The 17,405-nt window shown below is 69.0% G+C and carries 15 protein-coding genes; 6 read left to right on the top strand and 9 right to left on the bottom strand.

All coding sequences use genetic code 11. The features are described from left to right. Window positions 1-213: 213 nt before the first annotated feature. A complete protein-coding gene (locus tag G6N14_RS00935; protein WP_085134899.1) occupies window positions 214-1,266 on the bottom strand; it encodes an ABC transporter ATP-binding protein in 1,053 nt (350 codons plus the stop codon). A 95-nt stretch (window positions 1,267-1,361) separates the two neighbouring features. After that, a complete protein-coding gene (locus G6N14_RS00930) occupies window positions 1,362-2,870 on the bottom strand; it encodes a carotenoid oxygenase family protein (RefSeq protein WP_275986583.1) in 1,509 nt (502 codons plus the stop codon). A gap of 60 nt (window positions 2,871-2,930) precedes the next feature. Between G6N14_RS00930 and G6N14_RS00925 the strand changes: the two genes are divergently transcribed. After that, complete coding sequence (locus G6N14_RS00925) at window positions 2,931-3,638, top strand: TetR/AcrR family transcriptional regulator (RefSeq protein ID WP_085134898.1); 708 nt, start codon at window positions 2,931-2,933, stop codon at window positions 3,636-3,638. Between the two features lie 54 nt (window positions 3,639-3,692). Here G6N14_RS00925 and rplL read toward each other — a convergent pair whose 3' ends face one another. From rplL to G6N14_RS00905, 4 genes are all read right to left on the bottom strand, one after another. Continuing rightward, on the bottom strand, window positions 3,693-4,079 hold the full coding sequence (rplL, locus tag G6N14_RS00920) for a 50S ribosomal protein L7/L12 (protein WP_085134897.1): 387 nt from the start codon (window positions 4,077-4,079) through the stop codon (window positions 3,693-3,695). Window positions 4,080-4,124: 45 nt separating this feature from the next. Beyond that, on the bottom strand, window positions 4,125-4,751 hold the full coding sequence (gene rplJ / locus G6N14_RS00915; protein ID WP_085134896.1) for a 50S ribosomal protein L10: 627 nt from the start codon (window positions 4,749-4,751) through the stop codon (window positions 4,125-4,127). A 326-nt stretch (window positions 4,752-5,077) separates the two neighbouring features. Next, window positions 5,078-5,992, bottom strand: a complete 915-nt coding sequence (locus G6N14_RS00910; RefSeq protein ID WP_085134895.1) for an ROK family protein — start codon at window positions 5,990-5,992, stop codon at window positions 5,078-5,080. Beyond that, window positions 5,992-10,170 (bottom strand): glycoside hydrolase family 38 N-terminal domain-containing protein, encoded by a 4,179-nt coding sequence (locus G6N14_RS00905; protein ID WP_085134894.1) that lies wholly within the window; start codon window positions 10,168-10,170, stop codon window positions 5,992-5,994. The genes G6N14_RS00910 and G6N14_RS00905 overlap by 1 nt, the downstream gene beginning before the upstream one ends. A gap of 102 nt (window positions 10,171-10,272) precedes the next feature. Between G6N14_RS00905 and G6N14_RS00900 the strand changes: the two genes are divergently transcribed. The 5 genes from G6N14_RS00900 (at window position 10,273) to G6N14_RS00880 (ending at window position 15,156) form a co-directional block, all read left to right on the top strand. Beyond that, entirely contained in the window at window positions 10,273-10,797 is a 525-nt protein-coding gene (locus tag G6N14_RS00900) for a DinB family protein (protein ID WP_085134893.1), read from the top strand. Between the two features lie 75 nt (window positions 10,798-10,872). Beyond that, window positions 10,873-12,228: an ABC1 kinase family protein gene (locus G6N14_RS00895; protein WP_085134892.1), complete on the top strand. Its 1,356-nt coding sequence runs from the start codon at window positions 10,873-10,875 to the stop codon at window positions 12,226-12,228. A gap of 2 nt (window positions 12,229-12,230) precedes the next feature. Next, the gene (locus tag G6N14_RS00890; protein ID WP_085134891.1) at window positions 12,231-13,136 is read left to right on the top strand and encodes an alpha/beta fold hydrolase; all 906 of its coding nucleotides are present in this window, start codon (window positions 12,231-12,233) and stop codon (window positions 13,134-13,136) included. A gap of 116 nt (window positions 13,137-13,252) precedes the next feature. Beyond that, window positions 13,253-14,116 (top strand): cyclopropane mycolic acid synthase family methyltransferase, encoded by an 864-nt coding sequence (locus G6N14_RS00885; protein WP_085134890.1) that lies wholly within the window; start codon window positions 13,253-13,255, stop codon window positions 14,114-14,116. 149 nt (window positions 14,117-14,265) lie between these two features. Then, complete coding sequence (locus G6N14_RS00880; protein ID WP_085134889.1) at window positions 14,266-15,156, top strand: cyclopropane mycolic acid synthase family methyltransferase; 891 nt, start codon at window positions 14,266-14,268, stop codon at window positions 15,154-15,156. A gap of 133 nt (window positions 15,157-15,289) precedes the next feature. On the opposite strand, the gene rplA is transcribed toward G6N14_RS00880, so the two are convergent. The 3 genes from rplA to nusG all read right to left on the bottom strand — a co-directional run bounded on the left by rplA (window position 15,290) and on the right by nusG (window position 17,388). Further along, entirely contained in the window at window positions 15,290-15,997 is a 708-nt protein-coding gene (gene rplA / locus G6N14_RS00875) for a 50S ribosomal protein L1 (protein WP_085134888.1), read from the bottom strand. 157 nt (window positions 15,998-16,154) lie between these two features. Beyond that, a complete protein-coding gene (gene rplK, locus G6N14_RS00870) occupies window positions 16,155-16,583 on the bottom strand; it encodes a 50S ribosomal protein L11 (RefSeq protein ID WP_085134887.1) in 429 nt (142 codons plus the stop codon). A 25-nt stretch (window positions 16,584-16,608) separates the two neighbouring features. Then, window positions 16,609-17,388 (bottom strand): transcription termination/antitermination protein NusG, encoded by a 780-nt coding sequence (gene nusG / locus G6N14_RS00865; RefSeq protein ID WP_085134886.1) that lies wholly within the window; start codon window positions 17,386-17,388, stop codon window positions 16,609-16,611. Window positions 17,389-17,405: the final 17 nt, after the last annotated feature.

Raw genomic sequence — 17,405 nt, 5'->3', positions numbered from 1 at the left:
TACTGCGGTGTTCGGGTGCGGGTAAGGGATGGGCAGGAGGAAGCCAGCGCAACGTCCAACAATAGCGCAGGCTGACGCAATCCTCAACTGCGCCGTCCCGGAGCCCTATCGGTGCTGGCTGGCCTCCGCCGGACTCCCGCAAGTGTGCTGGTGAACAGATTGGACCGTCGAGGTCCGTCCGTCAAGAGCTGCGATCGGCGAGCCTGGCCGGACTCAGCCAGGCGGGGTCGGGATCGACGCAGTGGGAGCGTCTTCGTCCGCCGGGAACTCGTGGACGGCGTAGTGGTGAGCGCCGTCGAGCTCGTCACGGATGGCCGCCTGGGCGTTGGCGGGCAGGGTGTGCAGAATCTCGCGCACCCGAGCCCGGCGGCGCGCCACCCCCTTGCGCTCCGGCAGGCCGGGGGTCGCGCTGAGCTGGGGCGGCACGCCCTCGATCTCTTCGACGCCGCCGTCGCTCTGGCCGGCGGCCATCATGGCCTCCTCGGCCGCCGCGGTCGCCTGGTCCTTCTCCTCGGACATGCCGATGGGGCCGATACGCCGGCCGTTGAGGAACTGGCGCACCACCGGCTCGTCGGAGGTCAGCAGCACCTCGCGGGGCCCGAACATCACCAGCTCCTTGCGGAACAGCATGCCGATGTTGTCCGGCACCGTGCGCGCGATGTTGATGTTGTGCGTGACGATGAGGATGGTGGCGTCGATCTGGGCGTTGATGTCGATCAGCAGCTGGCTCAGGTAGGCCGTGCGGACCGGGTCCAGGCCGGAGTCGGGCTCGTCGCAGAGGATGATCTGCGGGTCGAGCACCAGGGCCCGGGCCAGGCCGGCACGCTTGCGCATACCACCGGAGATCTCGCCGGGGAACTTGTAGCCGTCGTTGGGCATACCGACCATCTCGAGCTTCTCCATGACGATGTCACGGATTTCCTTCTCGGACTTCTTGGTGTGCTCACGCAGCGGGAAGGCGGTGTTGTCGTAGATGTTCATCGACCCGAACAGCGCGCCGTCCTGGAACAGCACGCCGAACAGCGTGCGGATCTCGTAGAGCTCCTTGGCCGAACACTGCAGGATGTCGGTGCCGTCGATGGTGATCGACCCGCGCTCGGGGCGCAGCAGGCCGATCAGGGACTTCAAGAACACGGACTTGCCGGTACCGGAGGGTCCGAGCAGAACGCTGACCTCTCCCTCGGGAATGGTCATAGAGACGTCTTCCCAAATCCGGGCCGATCCGAAGGACTTGGTAAGCCCCTGTACCTCGATGGCGACACCCATTAGTGAGGTCCTTCCGCAACGTCTGGTCGTGCCACGACTGGCTTGTGGCTTGGGCCACTGTAGCGCACCCGTGCGACCGTTATCGGCGGTCCGCCTCAGTCGACAGGTGTCCAGTTGCCGTGGAAGCCCATCGGAACCCGTTGGGGCAGGTGCACGGTGGCCACCGGCTCACAGGAGGCGGCGTCGAGGATCAGCAATCGCCCCTCGTCGTCGCCCCGGTGGTGTGCCATGCCGATCAGCACGCCGTCGTCCTCCTCGCGGCCGCCGGGCCGGGGCACGAACGACATCTCGCCGATCACCAGCGCCGGGTCCAGCGGCGCGGTCAGGCTCGTTCCGTTCAGGTAGTCGTGCTTGTAGAGCGCGGTCGACATCGGCGCCCCCGCGCCGCCGACGAAACCGCCCTGGATGCCCATGGTGTAGCCGAAACGGTGTTTGGCCCCCGTCAGCGCCTCGTTGATCCGCGGGAACTCCTGCGGCCGGTCATCGCGCGCCTCGGTGCTCACCGCCCCGGTGTCCAGGTCGATGGTCCAGCGGTCCAGCGTGGGCGCAACGTCACCCGGGCCGTGCCGGTCGACCTCGAACATCTTCGTGTAGCGCACCACGTCGAGGACCAGCAACTCGTGTCCGGCCGGCGAGACCTCGGTGTAGGCGTTGACCGGGTGGAAGACATAGCAGGATTCCACCTCGAACCAGCGCACCTTCGGCGCGCCCTCGCGCGGCATCACCCCGATGCGCGCGGGGTAGTCGGCATTCCACGAGTAGGGCATCCCGGTCGGGGGCCTGGTGTCGCGGTTGACCAGCGCGGTGACCGGGCTGGGCAGCCGGACCTTTCCGATCAGACTGCTGAGCACCATGCGGGCCGGTGCCTTGAGCCAGCGGGGCATGCGCACCGGCAGCACGTCGGCCGAATCGAAGGTGACCGGCAGGTCGTAGACCACCACGTACTTCTCGGTCAGCGAGAAGTCGTGCATCATCGGCGCTCCGGTCACCGCGATGTCGACGGAGCGGCGCATGCGCCCGGCGGTGTCGATCACCGAGTACTGCACGGAACTGCCGCGGGCGAAGGAATAGGACACGGCGTGCAACTCGCCGGTGCGCGGGTCACGATGCGGGTGCGCGGTGTAGCCCCCGTACAGGGTGCCGTCGAAGTCGCAGGTGCCGATCGTGTCCAGATCCTCGGTCAGCTCGTAGCTGGCCACTCCCCCCTCCACCAGCGCCAGCGTCTTGCCGGCGTGCTCGACCACGTTGGTGTTGGGTCCGACGGACTTCATCCCGGCCCGCACGTCGATGCGGCCCGGCAGCGGTTCGCCCAGCGCGGCACAGACCGCCGGGGTGCGCACCCAGCGGTTGCGGTACCAGCGGGCCCGGCCGTCACGCAACGCCACGCCGTGCACCATCGGGTCGCCGGTGAACCAGTGGTAGGTCGCCGGATCGACGTCGGCGACCGGATTGGGTCCGTTGCGCAGGTAGCGTCCGTCGAGGTAGTCCGGGATCTGGCCGCTGACGCGCAGGTCGGTCACCGTCAACTCGGTGTCGACCGGAGCCAGGACGTCGTCGAGGTAGGGGTTCGGCGTCCGCGCCGAACGTGGCGTTTCGATCGACATGGAAGCCTCCATAACATTGTTATTTCCGTGTTATTGGAACCGTACGCCCCCTGTGCGACGATGGCAAGCGTGACTTCGCAGCCCGAGCGGACGGTGCGCGCGGACTTGCTGACCGCAGCCCTCGCCCTGCTTGACGAACACGGTCCCGAGGCGCTGCAGACCCGCAAGATCGCCGCCGCCGCCGGAACCTCCACCATGGCGGTCTACACCCACTTCGGCGGGATGCCGCAGCTGATCGCCGCGATCACCGACGAGGGCCTGCGCCAGTTCGACGTGGCACTGACGCTGCCCGCCACCGACGATCCCGTCGCCGACCTGCTCGCCACCGGGATCGTCTACCGCAGGTTCGCCCGCGATCGGCCCCACCTGTACCGGCTGATGTTCGGCAGCACCAGCGCACACGGCATCAATGCGCCCGCCCACAACATGCTGGCGTTCGGCACCGCCGAAATCGATGCCGCGGTGCCAAGCTTCGCCCACCTGGTCCGGGGCGTGCACCGATCGATACAGGCCGGCCGCCTGCGGGTGGTGCCGAACGCGTCGGCCGAGCAGACCGACGCGGCGGTGGTGGCCGCCGCCGCGCAGTTCTGGACGGTGATGCACGGCTTCATGATGCTGGAACTGGCCGGCTACTTCGGCGGCGCCGACGACGAGGTCCACGCGGCAACCCAGGTCCTGAGTCCGATGACGATCAGCCTGCTGGTCGCCCTCGGCGATACGCCCGAGCGGGCGGCGCAGTCGCTGGCCGCGGCGCGCCACCAGGGCTGAACGGCAAAAGCCCCCGGACCCTTGCGGGCCCGGGGGCTTTGCTGCGTAGCGCTACTACTTGACGGTGACGCTGGCGCCGGCCGCCTCGAGCTTGGCCTTGGCGTCCTCGGCAGCCTCCTTGGCGACCTTCTCCAGCAGCGGCTTGGGGGCGCTGTCGACCAGGTCCTTGGCTTCCTTGAGGCCCAGGCCGGAGACGATCTCGCGGACCACCTTGATCACGCCGATCTTCTTCTCGCCGGCCGACTCCAGGATGACGTCGAACTCGGACTGCTCCTCGGCGGCCTCAGCGGCGGGGGCGGCACCTGCGACGGCGGCCACAGCGACCGGAGCCGCGGCGGTGACGTCGAAGGTCTCCTCGAACTGCTTCACGAACTCCGACAGTTCCAGCAGGGTCATCTCTTTGAAGACGTCGAGCAGCTCTTCGGTGGACAATTTAGCCATGATTTCGGTCCTTTCTGATTCCGGTTAGGGAAGTTGGGATGGGGGTTATTCGGTCTCGGCCGCAGCCTCGGCGGCCTCCGCCGGAGCGTCGGTCTCGGCGGGAGCCTCGGCCTCGGCCGGCGCCTCGGCAGCCGGGGCCTCGGCGGCAGGAGCAGCCTCGGCGGGCTTCTTCTCCTGCAGCGCCGCTGCCAGGCGCGCCATCTGCGATGCCGGGGCAGCAAACAGTCCGGCAGCCTTGGACAGGTTGGCCTTCATGGCACCGGCCATCTTGGCCAGCAGCACCTCGCGCGACTCCAGGTCGGCGATGCGCTCCACCTCGGCGACGGTCAGTGCCCGACCGTCCATGTAGCCGCCCTTGATGACCAGCGCCTTGTGGTCCTTGGCGAACTTCTTGATGGCCTTGGCGGCGTCGACGGGCTCACCCCGAACGAAAGCGATCGCCGTCGGACCGGCGAACAGCTCCTCGAGGCCCTCCAGCCCGGCCTCGGCAGCAGCCCGCTTGACCAGCGTGTTCTTCGCCACCGTGTAGGTGGCAGAACCGGCAAGTGATCGCCGCAGCTCCGCCAGGTTCGCCACCGTCAGACCGCGATACTCGGTGATCAGGGTGGCGGCCGACTCGTTGAACTGCTCGACGATGTCCGCGACGGCGGCGGTCTTGTCAGCCCGCGCCATGCATACCTCCTCGGGGTCGCTGTGCTTGTCTCAAGTCACTCTTGTCTCGGTGACCCACCCGGGAAATAACGAACGCCCCGACGCAGGATGCGGTCGGGGCGTCACAGAAACGTGCCGGCTGCGCCGGTGCCTCGTCCTCCTGCGTGGGCCGCCGGGATACTTCCCGGACCTTCAACCGATTGCTCGGTGACCGACGGTCTTCGGTGGATCGCCACTGACCATAGCCCGTCAAGTGCTGTTTGGCCAAAACGGGGTCCACAGCCACCTTGGATTGACTCTGCGCCCACCGCGGGGCCTTCTCGCACTTTGCCGTGGTGGGCGCAGAGTCAATCCAAGGTGGCCAGGACCGCGGCGCCCACCAACCCGGCGTCGCCGCCGAGTTCTGCGGGCACCACCTGCAACCCGCTCAGGAAATCGAGCCGGGCCCGCTGCCCCAGCGCAGTCCGCAGCGGCCCGAACAGCACGGCCCCGGACTTGGCGACTCCCCCACCGATGACCACCAGATCCAGATCGCACACCGCCGCCACCGAGGTGATCATCACCGCCAGTGCGTCGGTGCCACGCCGGAACGCCTGCACGGCCACCGGGTCACCGGCTTGCGCCGCCGCGGACAGCGCCTTGGCGTCGGCCACCGGGGCTTGCGGGACCCAGCCGTTGCTCAGCGCCCAGCGCACCATCGCCGGGCCGGACGCGATGGTCTCCACGCAACCGCGCCCGCCACAGCGGCACACCTCGCCCTGCGGATCGACCACGACATGCCCGACGTGCCCCGCATTGCCGGTACGGCCGTGCAGGGGGGCGCCGTCGAGCACCAGGCCCCCGCCCACCCCGGTCGACACCACCATCCCGAGCATGGATCGCCTGCCGCGTCCGGCGCCGTACCGGTACTCGCCGAGCGCCATGCAGACCCCGTCGCCGCCCAGGCGGACCGGCACGCCGGGCACCGCGGCAGCCACCCGGTCACGCAGGGCGAAGCCGCGCCAGCCCGCGATATTGAGCGGGCTGACCGTACCGATGCCGACGTCGACGGGCCCGGCCGAGCCGATGCCGACCGCGTCCACCCGTCCGCCGGCGGCGTCGAGGGCGCCGGCGATCAGCTCGGCCACCACCGACCACACCACCTCGGTGCCCTGATCGGCCGGGGTGGGCAGGGTGGCGGTGTAGGTCAGCGCCCCGCCGGAATCGACCAGGCCCACGGCGACCTTGGTTCCGCCGACGTCCAGCGCCAGGGTGGCGCCCATCAGTCGACCGTCACCCGGCTCGGCGCCAGCACCGCTATCGGCACAGCGTTCGAATAGGCCAGCGCACCCGCCCCGGCGACCCGGACCAACGCCCACCAGGCACCCGGCTGGGTCCACGCCGGCGGAGCGATATCGAAGCCCAGCTCCACGCACCCCCCGGCCGGCACCACGGCACCGACCGCCGGGGGCCCGGCCCACTCCCAGGTGCCCCAGGGACTGATCAGGTGCGCCTCGATCGCCAGGTCGGCGTGGGCGTCGGTGCCGACCGTGACCGTCAGCCGTCCAGACCGCCCCGCGGTAACCGCGAGCTCCTCGAGGTTCTCGACATAGAGCAGCCGGTCGGCACCCGGATCCGCCACGCGCACCACCGCCACGTCTTCGACCGGCTGGGACCAGGCCCGCGGCAGGTCGCCGGACAGGTCGAGTCGAGCCCGCAGCGGGTAGAGCCCCGGGCCGGCGGCGGCCGGCACCCGCACGCTCACCGGCACGCGCAGATGCTCCCCGGCCGCCAGGCGCACCCGGTGTTCGTCCGGCGTGACGGCCCAGCCCGGCGGGCACTGCCACGTCACCACGCCGGTCAACGTCGAGTCCACGCAGTCGCTGGCCACGGTCAGCTCGAGGGTGTGCTGCGTGCCCGGCTCGGCGTCGACCCGGTGCGGGTGCACCGCCGGGATCGCCGGCAGACCGCCCAGCGGCGCCGGGCCGCGGTTGTGCAGCCAGTACCGGGCGTACAGCGGCTGCGCCGCCTCCGTCTCCGGCGCCAGGCCGGTGGCCGCACGGCCCGCACCGCTGCCCTCGACGCGCAGGCGCGCAGTGAGCGTGGCGATCTCGCAGCCGTGCAGCCGGTCGGGAACAGGCTGCTCGAGCGGCTGTTCCAGGAGATCGGCGCGGCCCAGGACGGTGAGCGTGCCCACGTCGCTGTGCGCCGAGACCGCGGCCCCGGCGCCGTGGGTCTCCACCAGCCGCAGGGTGACGGTGCTCGGGTCGACCGGCGCCGCGCTGCCGCGGGCCAGCGGATTTCCCGCCGCCTTGAGCGCACCCAGGCCCACGCCGTCGCCGAGGCGCAGCAACGATCCGCTCGCCGGCAGCGGGCCGCCGCCTTCAGCCGCCGGGACGGCCCGCAGCGGATCGGCGAACTGCGCGCTGCGCTCGGGGATCTGCGCGTCGCGCCAGTCGCCGTCGCCGGCCACCAGTGCGTAGTCGAAGGTGTGTGTCCAGTGCTGCAGCTGGAAGGCGCTGCCGTCGGGGGCGGCCCGCCGGGGGCCGTCGGTCCACGACGCCGACGGCCAGCTGGTGCAGGAGCGCAGCAACGCGGTGTGCAGGGTGCCCGCGGTGTCGACGGCGAAACTGGGCACGCCCCGGTTGATCAGCGCGACGGTGCGCGCCTCGAAGGGCTCCATCTGCGCGCTGACGTCCTGCTCGACCTCGATCTGGGCGTCGGCCAGATCGTCGGCCAACCGGCTGATCTCGGCCGCCAGCCCGTCGTCGTCGCGGGCGGCGAGCATCAGCACGGGCAGGGCGCGCGGGCCGGTCAGGTCGGCTCCGGGAACCCAGGCCCGCGCCAGCGGGGTCTGCGCCGGAACCCACACCCTGGCCCGGCCGTGCCGCTCGAGCTGGCTGCGCAGCTCGGCGGTGTACGCCGGATCGGCGTCCGCCAGCACGGCTCGGGTGAAACCGTTACGGTCCGGCCCGCCCAGGGCGATGCGGACGTCGGGCAGGTTGGAGTCGACGCCGAGGTCGCCGTAGCGGGGCCCCTCGGCCTGCGAACAGGTGGCGGTGACTCCGCGCCGCACCAGCGCGACCATCAACTCCCGCGGCGACGCGAGCCCGGCCGGGCGGACGACTTCGGCCACCGACACCGCTCGGCTGCCGCCGCCGGCGTTGATCCGGACGGTCGCCGACAGGCCGAACCACCGGTGGGCGGAGGTGTCCAGGGTGCGGGGGTACTGCGCCGTGTCCACCGAACGCCCACTGGGCTCGTGCAGGACGGCGAAGCCACGTCCGATCACCGCGTCGGCCACCTCGGCGACGGGCATGGCGCCGGGGATCGGGCAGGGCCAGCGCAGCCGCAGCAGGTGGTCGGCCCCGGTGAACTCGTGCACGGTCGTGGCACAGTCCACCCGGTCCACCCCGTGCCACAGGGTCAGGGTCTGGGTGTAGGTCAGCACGTCGCGGATCTGACCGGACACCACCAGCCGCTGCCCCAGCGGGCCGTGCTGGGCCTGCACGGTCACGGCGGTGGCCACCGCCGAGGTGAACAGGTTGCCGCTGGGCACCAGATGCCACGGTCCCTCACCGGACTGCGGGTGCCGGGGGTATTCGTCGTAGACGGCGAGCTGGTTGCCCCATCCGCCGTCGACGATCATCTCGCGGCCCCGGTGGCGCCACGACGCGATCCCGCCGCCGCGGGCCGGGTCGGCGACCAGCCGGTGGTGCTCGTTGCTGATCTCGGCGCCGGCCACCGGTTGCCAGCCGCGGGCATCCGGGGTGGGGATCACCCGGGAGGACCGCCAGCCCAGCGACGGCACGTCAACCGCCAGCCAGCTCAGCGTGCTGCCCCCGTGGTCGACATGGGCGGCATGCTCGATGCCGTCGGAGTCGATGACTCGGGCACCGGCCGCCAGCGGGGACGCCAGGTGCACGGTGACGACATCGGTGCGGTCCCGGGCCACCGGGTTCCACACCACCACGTGCTGCCCGTCGTGGCCGGTTTCCACCAGGCCCGACAGCGCCGTCAGGGCGTTGTCGCGGGCGTCGGTGCCCAACTGCCAGGCGTCGCGCCAGCCGGTCAGCAGGTCCAGATAGACCTGGTCGGCCTCCGAGCCGGTGATCGCGTCGTGGTGGGCGCCGTAACACAGTTGCGCCCAGGCCTTGGCCAGGGCGGCGTCCGGATAGGGTGCGCCGGTCAGCGCCGCGGCGAACACCGCGAAGCGCTCCGCCCCGAGGGTCGCCCGTTCGGCGGCCCGGTTGGCCTGCTTGGTGTCGATGTAGGACACGTGGCAACCGGTGTAGATCGGGTTCATGTCGCGGGTCTGCGGGGACGGTTGGGCCCCGCGCTGCCGCAGTTCGGCGCGCACCGCGGCGAAGAACTCGCGCGGCAGGGCGCAGATGAACCTCGGCCAGGTGTAGCGGGCGTTCCAGTCCCGGTGGATCTGGGTGATCCACCGGTTGGGCGGGGTGAAGTCGGTGCCCACCGGCAGCAGGACGTTGCGGGTGGCGGCCACCTTCTTCATGTCGACGAACAGCCGGTAGACGTCGTCCTGCGCGGCCGCCAGCGACGCGCTGGCATCCATCCACCAGCCGGCCGCGTAGTGCGCGGGCATGTAGTGGGTCAGCAGGCCGCGGCCCGACGGCGCGATCCATTCGAACTCGCTGGGGAACTGCATCCGCCGGGGATCGCCGCGCTCGGCCATCGGGCCCCACTGGTGAAACGGTCCGCGGGCCCAGGCGCTGGACGACAGCCCGGCGTCGGCGGCCAGCCCGGGGAACTGGGGATCGTGGCCGAACACGTCCAGCTGCCACGCCGTGACCGGATCGGCGCCCATGACGTCGCGCTGGAAGCCCATCCCGGCCACCAGGTTGCGAATCGTGGTCTCGGCGTCGGTGAGGTTCGTCGACGGTTCGTTGTACGTGCCGCCCATCACCTCGACCCGGCCCTGCGCGAGCAGCCGGCGCAGTTCGGCGCGGTCCTGCGGGTGGGTGTCCCAGTAGGGCTTGAGGTAGTCGACCTCGGCCATCACGAACTTGTACTCGGGGTGGTCGCGGGCCCAGTCCAGGTGGGCGCGCACCAGGTCGAAGCCGTTGGACTGCCGGCACGCCCCGAGCGGGTGCTCGGTCCACACGCTGGTGTAGTTGGCCTGGGTGTTCCACCACACCGGGTCGTAATGGAAATGGCCGACCATGAACAGGGTCCAGCCGGGCTCGGCCACGGTGAAGGTGAAGTCGATGCCGTTGGCTCTTGCGGCACGCTGCTGGCCGGGCGTCGGGTCGGCGACCGTCACCGGGACCTCGACGACACCGCTTCCGGGCTCGGCCACGGCTTCGCCGGCCAGCCCCGCGCCGTCGATACGCAGCGGTGTCGCCACGTCGGCGTCGCGGTAGTCGACCCGGACCAGTTGCGCGGGTGCGTCGGCCGGTCCGACGAACTTCTCGGTCGATTCGACGTCGAGGATCCGCATGCCACAAACCTACGGACGCCCGCCCAGCCGGCGGAGCCTTTCGGTGACCGGCCGTGGCCGGTGTGGGTGGGAATTGTCCGAACTGCCTGGCAGGCTCGGGTCATGCCCGTCTCTCCTGACCTGCTGGCCAACCAGCTCGACTGGCACTGGCAGAACCAGCTGCGGCCCCGGCTGGACGGCCTCACCGACGACGAGTACCTGTGGGAGCCGGTGGCCGGCTGCTGGACCGTACACCGCGGCGGCATCGACTTCGCCTTCCCGGCGCCCGAGCCCGCGCCCTTCACCACCATCGCCTGGCGGATGGCGCACGTCACCGTCGGCGTGTTCGCCGCGCGCAACCACCACCACTTCGGCGGGCCGCCGGCCGACTACCAGAGCTGGCCCTACGCCCTCGACGCCGCCACCGCGCTGCGCCAGCTCGATGACGCCTACGCAGGCTGGATGGCCGGGGTGCGCGGCCTCGATGCGTCCGCCTTGGACCGGCCCATCGGTGCGGCGGAGGGGCCGTGGGCCGACCACACCATGGCGGAGCTGGTCATACACATCCACCGCGAAGCCATCCATCACGGAGCCGAAATCGCCTGCCTGCGCGATCTGTACGCGCACCAGCGCGATCCAAAGGACTGACCATGCCCGGACGTGCCCACCGGTGACCGGTGCGCTGGCGGAGAACTTCCGCCGCTGATTTGGCAGACTGCAGCAATGAGTTCGACCCCACCCCGCCAGGTCGCCCAGCTCGATCGGGTGCCGTTGCCGGTTGAGGCGGCCCGTATCGGTGTGACGGGCTGGCAGCTCGCCCGCGCCGCCACCCGTGTTTTCACCCGGCTGCTCTCGCCGGGACCGATTCAGCAGAAGGTGATCCGCGAGCTGCCCCAGACGTTCGCCGACTTGGGCCCCACCTACGTCAAGTTCGGCCAGATCATCGCCTCGAGTCCCGGCGCATTCGGCGAGCCGCTGTCGCGGGAGTTCCGCGGGCTGCTCGACGCCGTCCCCCCTGCCGACCCCGCCGAAGTGCATCATTTGCTCGTCGAAGAACTGGGCGCCGAGCCGCAGGAGCTGTTCGCGAAGTTCGACGAGACGCCGATCGCCTCGGCGTCGATCGCCCAGGTGCACTTCGCCACCCTGCACAGCGGCGAGGAGGTGGTGGTCAAGATTCAGCGGCCGGGCATCCGCCGCCGGGTCGCCGCCGACCTGCAGATCCTCAAGCGGTTCGCACAGGTGGTGGAGCTGGCCAAGCTGGGCCGGCGGCTGTCGGCCGGCGATGTGGTCGCCGATTTCGCCGACAACCTGGCCGAGGAACTGGACTTCCGCATCGAGGGCCAGTCGATGCAGACCTGGGTCTCGCACCTGCACGCCTCTCCCTTGGGCCGCAACATCAAGGTGCCCGACGTGTACTGGGACTTCACCAGCGAGCGGGTGCTGACCATGGAGCGGGTGTCGGGACTGCGCATCGACGACGCGCCCGCCATCCGCAAGGCCGGATTCGACGGCGTGGAGCTGGTCAAGGCACTGCTGTTCTCCACCTTCGAGGGCGGACTGCGGCACGGGCTGTTCCACGGCGACCTGCACGCCGGCAACCTGCTGGTCGACGACCAGGGCCGGGTGGTGTTCCTGGACTTCGGCATCATGGGGCGCATCGACCCGCGCACCCGCTGGCTGCTGCGCGAGCTGGTGTATGCGCTGCTGGTCAAGAAGGACCACGCCGCCGCCGGCAAGATCGTGGTGCTGATGGGTGCGGTGGGCACCGTCAAACCCGAGGGTCAGGCCGCCAAGGACCTCGAGGCGTTCGCCACGCCGCTGACCATGAAATCGCTGGGCGACATGTCCTACGCCGAGATCGGTCGGCAGCTCGGGGCACTTGCCGACGCCTACGACGTCAAGCTGCCGCGCGAGCTGGTCCTGATCGGCAAGCAGTTCCTCTATGTGGAGCGGTACATGAAGCTGCTGGCCCCGCGCTGGCAGATGATGTCGGATCCGCAGCTGACCGGCTACTTCGCCAACTTCATGGTCGATGTCAGCCGCGAGCACAAAGACCACACCGAAGAGCCGGAAGTCTGACCGTGGAGATACGCAGTGGCCGCGCCCGCTCGGGGGATCTGGAGATCTTCTACGAAGACTTGGGCAACCCCGAGGATCCCCCGGTGCTGCTGGTGATGGGACTGGGCGCCCAGCTGCTGCTGTGGCGCACCGGTTTCTGCGAGAAGCTGGTGGCCCAGGGCCACCGGGTGATCCGCTTCGACAACCGCGACGTCGGCTTGTCCAGCAAGCTCGACCACCATCGCGGACGTGACGCGGTGGTCCCGCGCATGGCCCGGTTCTGGCTGGGTAGGCCCAGCCCGGCGCCCTACACCCTCGAAGACATGGCCGACGACGCCGCCGCCCTGCTGGACCATCTGGGTATCGAGCAGGCGCATGTGGTCGGCGCCTCGATGGGGGGCATGATCGCGCAGGTCTTCGCGGCCCGATTCGCCACCCGGACCCGTTCGCTGGCCGTCATCTTCTCCAGCAACAACCGGCGTTTCCTGCCGCCGCCGGCACCGCGGGCGCTGATGGCGCTGCTGACCGGACCGTCGCCGGACTCCCCGCGCGAGGTGATCATCGACAACGCGGTGCGCGCCAGCCGGATCATCGGCAGCCCCGGCTACCCGACGCCGGAAGAGAAGCTGCGGGCCAACATCATCGAGGCCTACGAGCGCAGCTACTACCCGTGGGGGATCGCCCGCCAATTCGGGGCCATCCTGGCCAGCGGCAGCCTGGCCGCTTACGACCGGCTGATCACGGCGCCCACCGTGGTCATCCACGGCCTGGCCGACAAGCTGATGCGCCCGGCGGGCGGACGGGCGATCGCCGACGCCATCGACTCGGCACGCCTGGTGTTGTTCGAGGGTATGGGCCACGACCTGCCCGAAGAGCTCTGGGACCCGTTGATCAGCGAGCTGACCACCACATTTGCTGCGGGACGGTAGCCGCGGCGGCCGGCCCGGCGTCGAGCAAAGCCACGCCGGAGTGCTCATAACAGACCGGCAACGGTACGCTATCCACACCCTCCCCTCTTTGAGACAGATCGCGAGTTGACATAGCCATGCCGAAATTGGAACCGAAGTACGAAGAACTTCAGTCGATCTATGACATCTCCAACGAGTTCTACGAGCTGTTCCTAGGTCCGACAATGGGCTACACCTGCGGGTTTTACCCCGACAAGGACACCACCTGCGACGAGGCGCAGATCGCCAAGTTCGACCTGGCGCTGGGCAAGCTGGGCCTGGAGCCCGGCATGACACTGCTCGACGTCGGCTGCGGCTGGGGGGCCTGCATGCAGCACGCGCTGGAGAAGTATGACGTCAACGTCATCGGCCTCACCCTCAGCGGCGAGCAGCGTCAGTACGCCATCGACAAGCTCGCCAAGGTGGACACCAACCGCACCGTCGAGGTGCGACTGCAGGGTTGGGAGGAGTTCACCGACAAGGTGGACCGGATCGTGTCGATCGGCGCGTTCGAGCACTTCGGCCGCGACCGCTGGCCGGCCTTCTTCGAGACCGCCTACAACGCGCTGCCCGACGACGGCCGGATGCTGCTGCACACGATCACCGCGATCAGCGGGCAGGACGAGGCCCAGGAAAAGGGCATTCCGATGACCATGTCGCTCGCCAAGTTCACCCTGTTCATCATGCGGGAGATCTTCCCCGGCGGTCAGCTTCCGTCGGCGTGGTTGCCCCGCAAGTACGCCGCCGACGCCGGTTTCACCGTGACCCGGGACGACGAGATCGGGCCGCACTACGCACGCACCCTGCAGGACTGGGCGGCGATGCTGGAGGCTAACAAGGAGCGGGCGATCGAGGTGCAGGGCCAGGAGGCCTACGACCGCTTCGACAAGTACCTCAACGGCTGTGTGGCACTGTTCCAAAACGGAAACACCAGCGTCCACCAGTACACGCTGCAAAAATAGTCCGGATCGGCCTGCCGCGGGTTTCGGCTTGGCTGCATTTCACGTCAACGGATTCACCCCCCAACCCGTTAAGCTTCAACAGTTGGCCGGCGTGGCGGACATCACGTCCGACTCACCGCGGGTTTCATCAGGAAGGCAATCAGTCACACATGGTGGACAAAGCGACAGACACCGCGGAGATGCGTCCGAAGTTCGAAAACATCCAGGCCCACTACGACCTGTCGGACGATTTCTTCGCACTGTTCCAGGATCCGAGCCGCACCTACAGCTGCGCGTACTTCGAGTCCCCGGATGTCACCTTGGCGGAGGCTCAGATCGCCAAGCTCGACCTGAACCTGGACAAGCTGGACCTGCGTCCCGGTATGACGCTGCTGGATGTCGGTTGCGGCTGGGGCGCGACCATGAAGCGGGCCGTCGAGAAGTACGACGTCAACGTGATCGGCCTGACCCTGTCGAAGAACCAGCACGCCTACACCCAGGGCCTGCTGGACGCCATCGACACCGACCGGTCGCGGCGCGTCCTGCTGCAGGGTTGGGAGCAGTTCCACGAGCCGGTGGACCGGATCGTGTCGATCGAGGCCTTCGAGCACTTCGGTTTCGAGAACTACGACGCGTTCTTCAAGAACTGTTATGACAACATGCCGGCCGATGGGCGGATGACCATCCAGAGCAGCGTGGGCTTCCACCCCTATGAGCTCAACGCACGCGGCAAAAAGCTGACGTTCGAAACCGCCCGGTTCATCAAGTTCATCCTGACCGAGATCTTCCCGGGTGGGCGGCTACCCACCACCAAGATGATGGTGGAGCACGGCGAAAAGGCCGGTTTCACTGTGCCCGAAGCGCTTTCGCTGCGCCCCCACTACATCAAGACGCTGAAGATGTGGGGCGACGCGTTGGAGGCCAACCACGACGAGGCTGTGGCCATCCAGTCCGAAGAGGTCTACCAGCGCTACATGAAGTACCTGCGCGGCTGCGAGTACTACTTCACCGACGAGACCCTGGACGTCAGTCTGGTCACCTACGTCAAGCAACCCGCCTGATCCCAGCGCACCGCGAAAAGCCCCCGCACGCACCACGCGTGACGGGGGCTTTTCGGTGGGGCTTGCCCAGGCTCCCTGCGCACAGCGAAAAGCCCCCGCACGCCGGCGCGTGACGGGGGCTTTTCGGAGGGTCTTATTCGGCCGTGAAGTTGCGGGTCACGGCCGGGTCCACCGGGATGCCGGGGCCCGTCGTGGTCGAGATCGTGACCTTCTTGAGGTAACGACCCTTGGAGGACGACGGCTTGAGCCGCAGTACCTCATCGAGGGCGGCACCGTAGTTCTCGACCAGGTTCTTCTCGTCGAAGGACGCCTTGCCGATCACGAAGTGCAGGTTGGCCTGCTTGTCCACCCGGAAGTTGATCTTGCCGCCCTTGATGTCGGCCACGGCCTTGGCGACATCGGGGGTGACGGTGCCGGTCTTGGGGTTGGGCATCAGGCCACGCGGGCCGAGCACGCGGGCGATCCGGCCCACCTTGGCCATCTGGTCCGGGGTGGCGATCGCGGCGTCGAAGTCGAGGAACCCGCCCTGGATCTTCTCGATCAGGTCGTCGCTGCCGACCACGTCGGCGCCGGCGGCGATGGCCTGCTCGGCCTTCTCGCCGACCGCGAACACCGCCACGCGCGCGGTCTTACCGGTGCCGTGCGGCAGGTTGACGGTGCCGCGCACCATCTGGTCGGCCTTACGCGGGTCGACCCCCAGCCGGATGGCCACCTCGACGGTGGCGTCCTGCTTGGTCGACGACGTCTCCTTGGCCAGTTTCGCCGCCTGCAGCGGGCTGTAGAGGTTGTCGCGGTCCACCTTCTCGGCGGCGGCGCGGTAGGCCTTGCTGGTCTTGCTCATCGGTGATCCAATCTCGTGGTTGGTCGTGGTTAAAGTCGGGCCGAAGCTGGCCCTCCCACGTACTTGTTTCTCGTCGAATGCTCCCTCGCATTCCCTTGCTGGGGCTCGTTCCTCGCCCCGCTCGGTCGTGCTCGGTCGATTCGCCGAGGTACTGCTACTACTCGACGGTGATACCCATGGAGCGGGCGGTACCGGCGATGATCTTGGCTCCCGCCTCGATGTCGTTGGCGTTGAGGTCGGCCTTCTTGGTCTCGGCGATCTCGCGCACCTGGTCCCAGGTCACCTTGGCAACCTTGGTCTTGTGCGGCTCGGCCGAACCCTTGGCGACACCGGCGGCCTTGAGCAGCATCCGCGCCGCGGGCGGGGTCTTGAGCGCAAACGTGAAGCTGCGGTCCTCGTAGACGGTGATCTCCACGGGGATGACGTTGCCGCGCTGGCTCTCCGTCGCGGCGTTGTACGCCTTGCAGAATTCCATGATGTTCACGCCGTGCTGACCAAGTGCGGGTCCGACCGGCGGCGCGGGGTTGGCCTCGCCTGCCTTGATCTGAAGCTTGATCAGCCCGGCGACCTTCTTCTTCGGGGCCATGAGAGGGTGTTTCCTTTCCTGCGTACTAAATCTTTGAGACCTGGTTGAAGGCCAGTTCCACTGGTGTCTCGCGTCCGAAGATGGACACCAGAACCTTGAGCTTCTGCTGCTCGGCGTTGACCTCGCTGATGGAGGCGGGCAGCGTGGCGAACGGGCCGTCCATCACGGTGACCGACTCGCCGACTTCGTAGTCGACCTCGATGATGGGCCGCTCCAGACCGCCCTCGGCGGCGGCCGCGGCGCCCGCCGTGCCACGCGCCTGCTTCTTGGCCCCGCCCTGCGGCAGCAGGAACTTGACCACGTCGTCCAGCGGCAGCGAGGTCGGCCGCGAGGTGGCGCCGACGAACCCGGTCACGCCCGGGGTGTTGCGCACCGCCGACCAGGAGTCGTCGGTGAGATCCATCCGAACCAGGATGTAGCCCGGCAGCACCTTGCGGTTGACCTGCTTGCGCTGGCCGTTCTTGATCTCGGTGACCTCTTCGGTGGGAACCTCCACCTGGAAGATGTAGTCGCCGACGTCCAGGTTCTGCACGCGGGTCTCGAGGTTGGCCTTCACCTTGTTCTCGTAGCCGGCGTAGGAGTGGATGACGTACCAGTCGCCCGGCTTGGAGCGCAGCTCGGCCTTCAGCGCCGCCGCGGGGTCGAGCTCCTCGGCCGGCTCGTCGTGGGCCGCCTCTGCGGCTTCTGGGGCTTCTGGGGCGTCAGACTCGGTGGCCTCCACCGCGGAGTCCTCAGCGGGAACCTCGGTGCTCGCCGCCTCGTCGACCGGCTCGCCCGCAGGCGTATCGCCGTCGAAGGTAGTCACGGTTGTCAGTCCTTCCT

It is taken from the genome of Mycolicibacter hiberniae (assembly GCF_010729485.1).
Lineage (GTDB): Bacteria > Actinomycetota > Actinomycetes > Mycobacteriales > Mycobacteriaceae > Mycobacterium > Mycobacterium hiberniae.
The sequence above is the reverse complement of the archived record's forward strand: the minus strand, read 5'-3'. Positions and strand labels throughout refer to the sequence as shown.